At 58.1% G+C, this 12,200-nt stretch carries 7 protein-coding genes, 4 pseudogenes and 1 other annotated feature; of the genes and pseudogenes, 5 read left to right on the forward strand and 6 right to left on the reverse strand.

What is annotated here, in order from left to right:
• Positions 1-303: 303 nt before the first annotated feature.
• Positions 304-543, forward strand: a pseudogene (locus tag EV147_RS19155) (IS21 family transposase); the annotation flags it as partial.
• On the opposite strand, the pseudogene EV147_RS19160 reads toward EV147_RS19155, so the two are convergent.
• From EV147_RS19160 to EV147_RS19175, 4 genes and pseudogenes are all read right to left on the reverse strand, one after another.
• Positions 542-779, reverse strand: a pseudogene (locus EV147_RS19160) (IS21 family transposase); the annotation flags it as partial. The pseudogenes EV147_RS19155 and EV147_RS19160 overlap by 2 nt on opposite strands.
• 240 nt (positions 780-1,019) lie before the next feature.
• Positions 1,020-2,254 (reverse strand): IS3 family transposase gene (locus EV147_RS19165; RefSeq protein ID WP_130392831.1). Its coding sequence is split into 2 segments (ribosomal slippage): positions 1,020-1,966 and positions 1,966-2,254, totalling 1,236 coding nucleotides; the frame shifts between segments, so codons are not numbered across the junction.
• Positions 1,860-1,976: a sequence feature (AL1L pseudoknot), on the reverse strand. Its footprint overlaps the gene before it by 117 nt.
• Positions 2,255-2,372: 118 nt before the next feature.
• A complete protein-coding gene (locus EV147_RS19170; RefSeq protein WP_130392832.1) occupies positions 2,373-2,687 on the reverse strand; it encodes a hypothetical protein in 315 nt (104 codons plus the stop codon).
• A 421-nt stretch (positions 2,688-3,108) separates the two neighbouring features.
• The gene (locus EV147_RS19175; RefSeq protein WP_130392833.1) at positions 3,109-4,083 is read right to left on the reverse strand and encodes an SDR family oxidoreductase; all 975 of its coding nucleotides are present in this window, start codon (positions 4,081-4,083) and stop codon (positions 3,109-3,111) included.
• Between the two features lie 275 nt (positions 4,084-4,358).
• On the opposite strand from EV147_RS19175, the gene EV147_RS19180 reads away from it, so the two are divergent.
• The 3 genes and pseudogenes from EV147_RS19180 to EV147_RS26315 all read left to right on the forward strand — a co-directional run bounded on the left by EV147_RS19180 (position 4,359) and on the right by EV147_RS26315 (position 7,511).
• Complete coding sequence (locus EV147_RS19180; RefSeq protein ID WP_130392834.1) at positions 4,359-5,249, forward strand: DUF72 domain-containing protein; 891 nt, start codon at positions 4,359-4,361, stop codon at positions 5,247-5,249.
• Positions 5,250-5,941: 692 nt separating this feature from the next.
• Positions 5,942-6,469, forward strand: a pseudogene (locus EV147_RS26310) (MCP four helix bundle domain-containing protein); the annotation flags it as partial.
• 316 nt (positions 6,470-6,785) lie between these two features.
• Positions 6,786-7,511: pseudogene (locus EV147_RS26315) on the forward strand (methyl-accepting chemotaxis protein).
• 421 nt (positions 7,512-7,932) lie between these two features.
• Here the strand turns inward: EV147_RS26315 and EV147_RS19200 are convergent.
• Together EV147_RS19200 and EV147_RS19205 are read right to left on the reverse strand one after the other, a co-directional pair.
• Entirely contained in the window at positions 7,933-8,502 is a 570-nt protein-coding gene (locus EV147_RS19200) for a hypothetical protein (protein WP_130392837.1), read from the reverse strand.
• 188 nt (positions 8,503-8,690) lie between these two features.
• On the reverse strand, positions 8,691-9,008 hold the full coding sequence (locus EV147_RS19205; protein WP_130392838.1) for an H-NS histone family protein: 318 nt from the start codon (positions 9,006-9,008) through the stop codon (positions 8,691-8,693).
• 1,919 nt (positions 9,009-10,927) lie between these two features.
• Here EV147_RS19205 and EV147_RS19220 point away from each other — a divergent pair.
• Complete coding sequence (locus EV147_RS19220) at positions 10,928-12,079, forward strand: DUF4236 domain-containing protein (protein ID WP_130392841.1); 1,152 nt, start codon at positions 10,928-10,930, stop codon at positions 12,077-12,079.
• Positions 12,080-12,200 lie beyond the last annotated feature (121 nt).

Below are 12,200 nucleotides of genomic sequence, written 5' to 3' on the forward strand. Positions count from 1 at the left end.
GCTGTGGACGCTGGCGGTCGACTTTCAAGTGCAAGGCACCAACGTAAGATTCGAAGGCGCCTCTTCTCCAAGCTTGCCCGGCGCGGTTATAGCCATACAAACTATCGGAATCCGTAGGGCTGAGGCCGCTGACGAGTTTTCGGTCGATGCCAGTTTGGTGAATCCCAAGCGAGTTGGGGCTAGACGTCATAGTTCCTTTAGTCGTCACTCAAGTTGAAGGCCCGCGGCAGTTCTAGCCGACTCGTAAGATCAGTACCGTACGTTTCATACCAAGGAAGGAGATGGCCGTGCCCCGGCGTGCATGTCCTGTTCGACAACACCAAGGCGGTCGTCATCGAGCGCGACGCGTGCGGCGCCGGGCAACACCGCTGGAACGCGCAACTGCTGGACTTGGCCGAGACCTGTGGCTTCACGCCCAGGCTGTGCAGACCCTACCGCGCCAAGACTAAGGGAAAGGTCGAGCGCTTCAATGCCTGCCTCAAGGGCAGCTTCGTGGTGCCGCTGGCCGCAACGCTGGAGGCCAGCGGCCTGCGAATAGATGCAGCACCGTCGCCGGGATCGAGCGCGGCCGGTGCTCCACGCGCTCGACTAAGTAAGCCTTGTACGGGTCTAGCTTGCAGGCTCGCGCCTCACGCGGTCCATACCGCCTGGCTGATTCGTCCCGAAGGTACCTGCGCACTAGTGTTGCGCGAGCACCCCAACTGCTTCGCCATCGGCCTGAAACCTTCGCCCCTTCGGGCCATAGCTCTGATCTCCACTGCCTGCTCCTGGGTCAACATCGGCAGCCCCAAAATGGCTGCCATCCTCCCAGGAGGGTCAGATTCACTTCGGTGCGGTGGTTCAATATTACTTCGACGTCAACACCGTTGGATCGGAACCTTTTTCGATGAGCATTTGTCCGCTGTGCTGGGCTTCCAGCACGTAATCGCACCAAGCCAATGGAATAGGGAACGGGTACCGAGGTATACGACTAACAGATAGTAACTGAACCGCCCCGTGATCCGTGGAGGCTGGTTGGTTTAAGTTAATAGCGGTTCGGTAGCAGGCATTTGAAGCTGCCGATAGTAGTTTGCCTCAGCTTCGGCGGGCGGGATATAGCCGAGCGGTTCCATCAGGCGGTGGTGATTGAACCAGGCCACCCATTCCAGCGTGGCCAGCTCAACAGATTCACGCGTCTTCCAGGCAGTGCGGCGATGGATCAGTTCAGCCTTGTACAGGCCGTTGATCGTCTCAGCCAAGGCGTTGTCATAACTATCGCCCCGGCTACCAACCGACGGTTCGATCGCCGCCTCGGCCAAGCGCTCGCTATAGCGAATGCTGACGTACTGCGACCCCCTATCGGAGTGGTGGATGAGAGAACAATCACCGCCAGGCCGGCGAGCGTAAAGCGCCTGTTCAAGTGCATCCAGAACGAAGTCCGTAGTCATCGACGAACTGACCCGCCAGCCGACGATGCGCCGTGCGAACACGTCGATCACGAAGGCCACGTACAGCCAGCCCTGCCACGTCGAAACGTAGGTGAAGTCCGAAACCCAGAGTTGGTTCGGCCGCTGGGCCCTGAACTGACGGTTGACCAGATCCGGCGGGCGCGCCGCTCTCGCATCTGGAGTCGTCGTGCGAACCCGCTTGCCGCGAATCACGCCGCGCAAACTCTGCTGCTTCATCAGCCGCTCGACCGTACAGCGCGCCACGGCAATGCCTTCCCGGTTCATCTGCTTCCAAACCTTGTCGGCCCCGTAGACCTGCATATTGGCCTGCCAGACTCGCTTGATCTCGGGCCGAAGCCACTGATCGCGTTTGGCTCGCGCAGAGCATCGCGACGGATCGCGAAGCGGCGCAGCATGGCGCCGATAGCCCGACGGAGCAATCTGCAAGACTTTGCAGATCGGCTCGACCCCGAAGGCGTCGCAATGCAGATCGACAAAGGCCTTCAGGACTTCAAACGGCGGTCGATCTCCGCCTGGGCGAAAAACGCGCTCGCCAGCTTCAGGATCTCGTTGGCGCGGCGCAACTCCTTCACCTCGCGCTCCAACGCCTTGAGGCGTTCACGCTCCGACGTAGTCACACCGTCGCGCTCGCCGCTCTCGACTTGCTCTTGCTTGACCCGCCCCAACAGTGTCTGGCTCGTGCAACCTATCATCAATGCGATGGATTCGACTGCCGCCCACAGCGACGGATGCTCGCTGCGCTGTTCTCGAACCAAACGTACGGCCCGCTCTCGGACCTCGGGGGAAAACTTGGTTTGCTTGCTCATGGGCTCCATTCTCCCAACAATTGGAGCCTCCACTAAACCCGGGGCGGTTCAATTCGCTCCGCGACAGTAGCGTGCTTGCCGGTATTGCTTCTTGTCCGGTGGTGGTACGGTAGCGCGGCTACTCGACTTCAATCCTTCCGCCGTTGTCGCGTAGCAGCGCCTGCAGCGCTGGCATCGCGTCGTCTGGAATATTCTCCATTTCAAGTTTGCACCAAGCAGATCGGGAACTGTCTGCCGAGCCTACTGCAGCGTCCGCATCGGGGCCGACTACCTCGGCAACAAAACTGCGAATGTGGTCCAGAGGGCTTCCTACGTCGTCTGCGCGAGGCACGCGATATAAGGAAACGATTACCCCAGGGAGGATCTCGGCTACTCGCGTGGTGGCGACCTTGGCTTGCGACTCTTCATTGAAGATTGCTGAAATGCGTTGCATGGTGGCTCCAAATCGAAGTGTCCTCGGCCTATTGGCCGGGAGGTGCGCGAAAAAATCTAGCGTCAAGTCTTTGGGCCCTGTAGTGCTCAAACAGGACCGCCGTTGTTCTCGGGCGCGAGGTATCCGAGCCCTTGATCAAGCCAAGATATGCCATCGCGATCACGACTGTAAGGCACCTCCGGCGGCATGTTCATCTCACGGAATAAATCGCATGAGTCGCGATACCGAGTCTAGAGAGTCAGGACTCGACAAATGCGCTCGTCCTCGTCTACCAGTCCTCAGTACAGCACAGCGCCGGTATTGTAGGCGCGTGGGTCAGTGGCAGCAGGGCGAAGTAGAACTTGGGAATGCGTCTTACCCCGCCCGGCAATCCGAACTGGAAACAGCAAATCCGATATCCTGATTGTTATGCCGAAGGGTGCTAGCGCTCTCGGGCGCGCTGCAGAAGCACGAGGCCGGCTATGAGTAGCGTACCGGCCAACAGCCCGGTCTGCAGCTTACGCCCGCGTTGCAACCCGCGCCATCCTCCGTTGACCGACATACTTCCTTTGCTCGGCTCAAAGAGATTGCCGTCCGTTATGGGTACCTTCGGTGCATTGTCGAGATATCGGCGCACGCCATGAGATGACACAACGCGTACGAGCGATGGCACCAGCGCATTCGCGATCTTGGAAAACTTTGCGACCACTCCAACGGAGATGCCTCGGCTGCGCTTGCGAGAAACGGCACGAACGATTGCGCGCGCTACGGTTCGCGCATCGTAGAGAGGTCGAGGTGGCTTTAGCATGCGTCCCGTGTAGTTCGCACCGTGGCGAAATCCGGGCGTGTCAATCACCGAAGGAAAAACGTCGCAGATCTGAATATTCGACCAGGGGACCAGTTCCAGGCGCAGCGCTTCGGAGAAGCCGCGCAGCCCATACTTACTAGCTGTATAGGAGGTGGCGAACGGGGAGGGAGCCCAAGCGCCCAAGGAAACCACATTCACCAAGGTGCCCCTGCCCACGCGCTTGAAGAACGGGATGACGGCGCGAGCGCCGTACATATAGCCGATGAGATTGGTCCGAATGACGCGATCGTGTGCCTCGGGCGGGATGTCCTCAAGTTGACCAACCGCGCCCACTCCCGCGTTGTTGATCCAGACGTCGATCGTACCGTTCCCGAATTCGCTCGCCTTCGCAGCGAGGTTCTCCATAGCGGTGGGATCTGTCACATCGGTCGGCACGACTAGTGCCCGCGCGCCCTTATCCCGGCACGCCGCGGCCGTCGCCTCCAGCGCCTCTTCTCGCCGGGCTGCAAGTACCAGATGCACATCGTGAGTCGCGAATGCCTCCGCTGTCGCACGGCCAATGCCGCTGGATGCGCCGGTAATGACGATGGTTTTCTGAACATTCGCCATGGCTGTTCCCTTAAGTTAGGCTGGAGACAAAGCATATTTCGATCCCGTATCGCGATGCGAGCAGCGTGGGCTATGCAATGCCGCCTTGTAATCACTGCCGGTCACATCTACATGGTGGGATTAGCCGGTTGGGTTCATGTCCCTTCGGCCAGTCGACGTTGACAGGAAACGGATACGGCCGCGCAGTAGCGGTGGGTGACCGAATCGACGCAGGAACAAAAGTTGCCCCGAGCGCGAACACACCGGCAACCTTTTTAGAATGTTCGCGAGAGACGATGACAGTACGCATTGGTATATCTGGGTGGCGCTACGCGGGTTGGCGCGGTGTGTTTTATCCTGCAAAGCTGCCTCAGCGCTGTGAACTTTTCCACGCGTCGCAACATGTGGACACGATCGAGATCAATGGCTCCCATTACTCGTTGCAATCCATCGAGAGTTGGCAGGCTTGGCACGATACCGTGGCAGGGAATTTTGTGTTCGCGGTAAAAGGCCCTCGTTATCTCACTCACCAGTTGAGATTCCGAGACGAGAAAGCCATCCCTGCGATGGCCAACTTCTACGCGTCGGGCGTCTTGGCACTACGCCGCAAGTTGGGTCCCTTCCTATGGCAGTTTCCCCCAAACTTCATGTTTGATGCTGAGCGGTTCGACAGATTCCTGTCTTTGCTACCGAAGAACACCCGTGAAGCGCGAGCGCTGGCCGCCCAGCACGATACTCGAGTTGAATCGCCGTGGTATCGGACGACGGGGAACAGCCGTCTGAGGCATGCAGTTGAAGTGCGACACGATAGCTTCCGCAATGCCGAGTTTCCCGCAATGCTACGTGAGCATCGGGTGGCATTGGTGGTGTCACACGCGATCGCAGATTGGCCGTATGCAGAGGACGTGACTAGCGATTTCATCTACATGCGTTTGCACGGTGCCGATACGTTGTACGGCGGCTCTTACTCGGACGTAGCGCTGGACCGATGGGCCGCACGAATCCACGCTTGGTCGCAGGGGAAAGAGCCGCCTGACGCCATCCGGATAGGCCCTGGGCCGGCGCGGACGGCGACGCGGCGCGACGTATTCTGCTACTTCGACAACGACAAGAAAGTACATGCACCTTTTGACGCTCAAAGGTTACGACAACGCGTGCCCGGTACGGTGCTTCCGGCGAAACGTTGAGGTCTGATCGTCCGGTCGGGCCCACGAAAATAAGGACAGGTTCTGGGCGAACTGCAGTCCAGGAAGACTCCGGTAGTTTCCTCAGGCGTTGCGTTGGCGTGACGCAATGTGCTGCAGTCCTTCGTAATCTCTGGAATATGTCTATGGAAGCGCGCCATCGTTAGTGTGGTGGCTGTTGGCTCGTACACTTCGGGCGATGTACTTCCTTTCTTCCGCCGCAAGACGCGTAGGCATCTGGATACGGCAAAAGCACGTAGTAGGACAAATGAGCGTATCGGGAGGTCAGCCAGGAAAGAGCTGTCAGAGCGAGCCACTGCGCGACAAAATAGTGCGCTCAGGGAACTCCGGTGGCGTGATCATATCGGTGCCTCGCGGACTTAACTTGAAGCTAAGCAGACGTATTGCACACCACTGTTGATCTGGCTCAAAACGGTGCAACGACTGCGCCCCTGCCGCCATCTCCAGTCCATCACCGCCGCGCTCGATAGAGGAGAGCGGCGACTTCTCCCCTCTTCGGAAGGGCCCGATATACGCCGTCCTGACGTCAAACTTAACTCGCTTTTTCCGGTAGTGAAGTCTTGGAAATGCCAACGAAAATGGCACCAATGCGGAAGAAGAGGCGGGGCTGTTCGACGAGGTCCCGCGATGTAGATTGGATCTCGGAGTACAACGTAATGAAATTTTTTGAGAAGATGACCGTCTTCAGGCGGATCATGTCGGCCTTCGCTCTCGTGTTAGGCATGACGTGCGCGATGGGAGCATTCTCATTGTTTGAAGTCAGCCAGGTCGGCGAGGCCACGCGTGACATCAAGGACAAGTGGATACCTTCAGTCAGACACTCCCTTGTGATGAAGACCCAATTGAACGCCTACCGGACTTCGGAGCTTCAGCACGTACTGTCGGCGACGAATGAGGAGTTCGACAAGTATGAAGGCATGATGGGCGAACAGCTGGACGCACTCAAGACTTCGGAGCAGGTGCTGGCTACGCTCCTCACATCGCAAGCAGAGCGTGATGCGTACCGCCAGAGCACTGGACTGATGGAGCAATACCTGTCGGTGAACAAGCAACTTGTTGCGCTTTCGCGCAGTGGAGATCGCCAAGGCGCACTCGCAATGCTGCGTGGCGAGTCTTTCAAGGTTCGGCACCAACTGGAGAAAAGCATCGATCAGGCCGTCGCTCACAACATCTCCGGTTCGGACCTGAGTGGCAAACGAGTAGACGCCGTCTACTCGTCGGCTCGCGCCTTGATGGCGGGTGCATTGCTCGCGATGGGTATTCTTATTGTCGCTTTGGCCGTCAGTTTGACGCGGAGTATCGTGGGGCAGTTGGGCGGGGAACCCGCGTACGCAGCGCGTGTCGCGAGCGAGGTGGCAGAAGGGAACCTCGCCGTCGAGGTAGCGCTGCGTCCAGGCGATACTTCGAGCATGCTATACGCCATGAACCGCATGCGACTCACGCTGGCGGAGATCGTCCAGCACATCAAAACGACCAGCGAGTCGGTGGCTTCGGCATCAGGGCAGATTGCACAGGGCAATGCCGACCTGTCTCAGCGTACGGAGGAGCAAGCTTCCGCTCTCCCAGGAGACAGCAGCCAGTATCGAAGAACTCGCCGTGACGGTAAAACAGAACGCCGACAACGCCGGGAACGCGGACAAGCTTGCACGCAGCGCAGCGACTTTAGCAGGGCAGGGCGGAGAAGTGGTGGGCGATGTCGTGACGACGATGGGGGACATTTCAAAGAGTTCCGAACGGATCGTGGACATCATCAGTGTCATCGAAGGCATCGCTTTCCAGACGAACATTCTGGCGTTGAATGCGGCAGTCGAAGCGGCGCGAGCCGGTGAGCAGGGCCGCGGCTTTGCGGTAGTCGCCGATGAAGTCCGGACGCTGGCCTAGCGCAGCGCGTCCGCCGCGAAGGAAATCCGGGAGCTGATCGAAGGATCGGCAAGTAAGGTGAGAGACGGTGCGGCCCTGGTTGATCGTGCCGGCCACACAATGCAAGAAATCGTCGAGGCCGTCCGGCAGGTGTCCCGGCTGGTCGCCGACATCGCTGCGGCGTCGATGGAGCAGACGAGCGGCATCGAGCAGGTGAATGCCGCAGTGACGCAGATCGACGGAACGACTCAGCCGAATGCTGCGCTGGTCGAGGAAGCCGCGGCGGCGGCGTCTGCATTGGATGAACAGGGCCGCAGTCTACTGAGAGCGGTTTCGATCTTTAGCATCTCATCGCCGGCAGTCTCCGCTCGGTATTCGGCGTGACGCGCTATCGGAATGCCAGCCTTGGCATAGCTGTCTTGTCGTCATCTGACACGGTTTCCGACGCCACCACGCATAGCTTAAATAGCAGCAGAGTCCGGAAGGCCGTGCCTGTGTGGGTTTTGCACCGCTAGAGTCGCAATTCGCGCAGTCGACAGGGGTGAACGCTCGAGGAGGTATGCGTCCACGGTTGCATCCCTCGCACAATTCCCGTGTCGGGCCATTAAGCGCTTTTCAGGCAGTACTCGGGAATTGTGCGTCGACATGGGTCGGCAGTCCAATCGGGCAAAACGGTGGATCGCCGATCATTAAGCGACATGCGCCCATGAGGTTCCGAAGGTGCATGGCTGCACGACGTCAGGCGCGGTAGAAAGCCTCGGGCCCTTTGATCCTACATTGGTCCGTGACTTTCAGCGGTGCGATCTCAGACTGCAGTAGTTTCTGCGACCATCGGGGCGGGCGTTCCGCTAGTCGTTGCCGGGCCAGCAATTGCCGTCTGCTTTTTGACGGCTTTCGCCTTCGGTGTGGCGGCCGGCTTCGATGCCTTTGTCACCCGAACGCTCTTCTTCGGCGTGGCCTTCGCATCGGCGGGGCGGGTAACTTTCACAGCTTTGGTGTTCTTCACTGCCTTGACAACCTTGGGAGCAGCTTTGAAGGTCGGGGTCTTCTTGATCGCGCCTTTCTTAGTGGCGACCTTCTTGACTGCCGTCTTCTTTGCAGAGCCGGCCTTAGCCGCCGGCTTAGCCTTCGCTGCTGCCTTCTCGGCCGCGACGGCGGCGCGCGCGGTGTCCTTCAGCTTCTTAACTTCGAGGCGCGCCTTGGCCACGGCTTTCTTGCCTGCTGCGACCTGTTTGGCCAGATCTGCACGCAATTTGTCCAGTTGCTTCTGCGCAGTTTTCACTTCGCGGACCAGAACACTGGCCTTCTTAGCCGCCACAGCAGGCTTCTTCGCTGCGCGTGCTTTCGTGGGGGCTACGGTCTTTGCTACGGCCATAAATTCTTTCTCCGTTGAGATGCATTTTCGACGGAGGCGGAGTGTAGCAGCGAACAGTTATAGAAACCATTGCGGCCGTGCAATATTTTTGTACGAATCGACTCGTCCAGCCTCATTCGGAGGCCTTCCCCCCCAACGCTACCCTAAAAAGAGATGCTATCGACGGGGAGCCGGACGGTACTAATATGCTAAGCAGCCTCTTCGGCGATCAGAAAGCGCTTCGGATTTTTTCCCAGCCATGCAGGAGCGCGGCCCCGACCCGACCAAGTGTTGCCAGTCTTGGGATCCATATACTTCGGGGGCAGCGGAGTCTTCGGGGCGCCGGTGGAGACCTTTGCAGGACGGCCGCGACCACGCTTCCTTGCAATATCATCGACCGTCAATCCATAGTCGGCCATGAGTTCCTGAATTTTTGCGATCACACCGGCAACTTCTTCCGCACGAACCTCGTGCAGCTTTGCTTCCAAAGCCGCCTTTTCCGCCATCAATTGTTTATAGGTTGCCATTTTGATTCCCTCAGTGATGGATGAATGAATCCATCCTATATCAAAATGCTTCGTCAGGCGAACCTGGTTCGTCAAAACCCGCCCGAATGTCGGTACTAGTCAACCTTGAAATGATCTATCGATTGGCGCGCATGCCTTGCGCGCTGCAACCATTCAGGGATACTTCCCATTCCGTCCCATGCATGACCTCGGGCGTCCTTGTATTTCACCGTCACCCTAGCATGTTGCAGGAGTTCGGGACTTGCGAAACATCCTGTCGCATGAAGCTGGTCGAACGTTATACCGTTTCGCGCCATGGTGGTCCTAATCCACAGGATCGCGTCCATCTTGGTGCGCTGGAATACCAATTCTTGGGAGCAAGAGAACAGATTTCTGCCAGGCGCCTGCAGCGCGCCGTTGTATCTAGTGAAGGGCGTACGCTGTTCAGCTGTAGGTGGCGGGGTCCTCGCGGGGAGGACAAGTGATATCGCCGGGGCGAAGGCTAAGCATTCGACGGCGAGGAAGGAGCGTTCGCAATCTGCAGGCAGTCAAATTCAGCTGTAGGTGGCGGGGTCCTCGCGGGGAGGACAAGTGATATCGCCGGGGCGAAGGCTAAGCATTCGACGGCGAGGAAGGAGCGTTCGCAATCTGCAGGCAGTCAAAATGTGCTGCAGCATATGTCGCGTTACAAGCCCACACCTCTTCGCTATTGCGGACGAAGCTTACCCATAGGCCGTCGCTGATGCATTCAGCGCCTGGATAGACTTCATCGTGTCCATTCGGGCCGTCCAAAGGGAAGGGTTCGTGAGGGATGGCCCAGTATCGGCCGTGAGGGAGGGCGCAGTCTCGCGCTTCAATAGGCTTCTGCATCATAGCGGGTCATACACGCTTGCGCACTCAGGGTTGAGCGGGTGCAGTTCCTCTGTTCGATCGACTTCCTCTGCGGAGTATGGGGCCATCGTGCAGGGACTGTGGTCATTGGCTTCGGCGCATAAATTGGGGCAGGCTTAGGCGAGACGTCTCATGTTGCGAACGTTGCCAGGCGACGACAGAGACGCAGTCGAAGCCAATCGATAGCGACATCCGCGGTGCTTGCGCCCACGGCCATTGGCAGGCCTTGGCGGAGATAGGACATCTAGAATATGCCACGCGCCCAGGATCCCGTGAGGTAGTCCAGCTATTCAGACCAGTTCAGTGCGAGCGCGCGTGGGCTATCGAATGCTACTTTCGACCCAACCTCACCGTCTCCGTGGCAAACCGCTTCGAAGTCAGCGGAATGAAGGCGCTTGGTCGGATCGAGCAGTGGAAAGCGGGCAAGTATGAAGAAACCGGCCCCACTACTCTTCCCTACAAGGATAATTAGAGTTATCTCTGTAGCGATGTTTTTCTACATGTCAGATGACCGCAGGGCATCTTGTACACGCATTTGGCGATGCATCTGGAGCAGGGCTGCTTACACCGTTGATCCATTCTAGGGGGATTGGGGGCAAGGGGCTTCGGCCGTTTGGCCCAAAGCCGCAGCGGTATCGCTAATGTTTGTTATCGATATAGCAGCGTGTTGTGGTAGAAAACTCAGGCGGTTGATGTGGCACAGGTTTCGACCAGCGCCGAATAGGGCTTGACGAGCAGCGGGATCCGATGGGAGGAGCCTGCCCGGATGCCCGGGATCGGACATAGCCGCCTCTGGAATTCGAGATACTGCGACCTACTTGTGAGGCATACACTTAGCCATCATGAGGTGCTAGCATTTGCGTTTGGGTGGCAGAAAAGGTCCATGCGCATGGCTTTCATGGACAGCGCCTTGTTCGCGAAGGCGTGGGAATCCCCGATGTCCAGAGGGATACCGTGCTACGCGTGAGGTGCCGAAATTGCGAACGAGAGCATGGTCGCAATCTGGCTGTGGAGGCCGCCCGGAAAAAAATTTGAGACGGGGGGATGATATGGGGCTGTCTTACCGCAAATCGATTTCGGCGGGGCCATTTCGCTTCAATATTTCGGGCAAGGGCGTCGGTGTCTCGGTCGGAGTACCGGGCTTTCGTATTGGCTCAGGCCCGCGTGGGCACTACGTGTCGGTGTCTGCTGGCGGCTTTACCTACCGGCAATCGCTGGGTGGCCGGCATCGGCATTCGAGCGGAGCTGACCATCAGGAACGCTTCCCGCAGCCCCCGGCTGATCGAGATGCTGCCGCAGGCCAGCGCTTTCTACCCAGCGGTAGTTCTACGGTTGCGCCGCTTGAGGTGATTCAATCAGCGGATATTGGGAAACTGTCCGATTCCAGTGCCGATGCGTTGTTCTCGGAGATTGATGCCAAGAGCAAAATGAACCCGGTATGGCCCATTCCGCTTGTGGCAACTGCTGTGCTGGCGATGCTGTTGGCAGCTAACAATGCAGAGCCGGCAAATCGAGGGATGCAAGTGGTAGGCCTCTTGGCATTCATCACAGTGATTGTTGCTACAGTCTGGCTGTATTTCTGGGATGCGGCGCGGCGTTCCGTGGTCTTGATTTATGACCTCGAACAAGATTCTAACCAGTCTTATGAACGCATGCTCGCGGGATTTGACGAGATGCGAACCTGCAATCGTGCCTGGCGCGTTGAGGCAGAAGGCCGGGTACTGGATGGTCGTTATCACGCCGGAGCCGGCTCTCAGGTCATTCGCAAGGCGGCGAGCATGAGCTACGGAAATGTGGCAACCATCAAGTGCAATATCGATGTGCCTTCTATCACTACGGGCCGGATGCGGTTTTTCTTCTATCCGGACCGGATACTGATGGAAGACGGCAAACGAATTGCTGCGTGTTCGTACCAAAGTCTCGAGGCGGAAAGTGGGCAGACACAGTTCATCGAGAGTGACAACGTGCCGTCAGACGCAGAGGTCATCGGACACACTTGGCGCTACGTAAATCGAAATGGATCACCGGATCGCCGGTTCAAGGACAATCGACAGATTCCGGTCGTCCGATATGAAACTCTCCGCCTTTCGAGCGCTCAAGGCGTGCGCGAAATGTTCCATTTTTCCCGCCTAGGCTGTAGCGGGCGTTTTAGCGCGCTGGTGTCGAAGGACCTCGCGGCCCTCGGAAGTAGACGCGCATAAGGTCGGAACTGTTCCCGAAGCGGCTTGACTAGATGCGAGTACTTCGAGTTATCGTAGGATCGCGACTTCCTAGTGGTCGAATTGTGTACGCAGGCGCTTGAAGCGACCGATTCCGTATTGT

Origin of the sequence: Cupriavidus agavae, assembly GCF_004217045.1 — a bacterium.
Lineage (GTDB): Bacteria > Pseudomonadota > Gammaproteobacteria > Burkholderiales > Burkholderiaceae > Cupriavidus > Cupriavidus agavae.

What these genes read in the sequence shown, in the direction of transcription:
- EV147_RS19170 (WP_130392832.1), bottom strand. Translation starts at nt 2,687, where the DNA reads ATGCAACGCATTTCAGCAATCTTCAATGAAGAGTCGCAAGCCAAGGTC.
- EV147_RS19175 (WP_130392833.1), bottom strand. Translation starts at nt 4,083, where the DNA reads ATGGCGAATGTTCAGAAAACCATCGTCATTACCGGCGCATCCAGCGGC.
- EV147_RS19180 (WP_130392834.1), top strand. Translation starts at nt 4,359, where the DNA reads ATGACAGTACGCATTGGTATATCTGGGTGGCGCTACGCGGGTTGGCGC.
- EV147_RS19200 (WP_130392837.1), bottom strand. Translation starts at nt 8,502, where the DNA reads ATGGCCGTAGCAAAGACCGTAGCCCCCACGAAAGCACGCGCAGCGAAG.
- EV147_RS19205 (WP_130392838.1), bottom strand. Translation starts at nt 9,008, where the DNA reads ATGGCAACCTATAAACAATTGATGGCGGAAAAGGCGGCTTTGGAAGCA.
- EV147_RS19220 (WP_130392841.1), top strand. Translation starts at nt 10,928, where the DNA reads ATGGGGCTGTCTTACCGCAAATCGATTTCGGCGGGGCCATTTCGCTTC.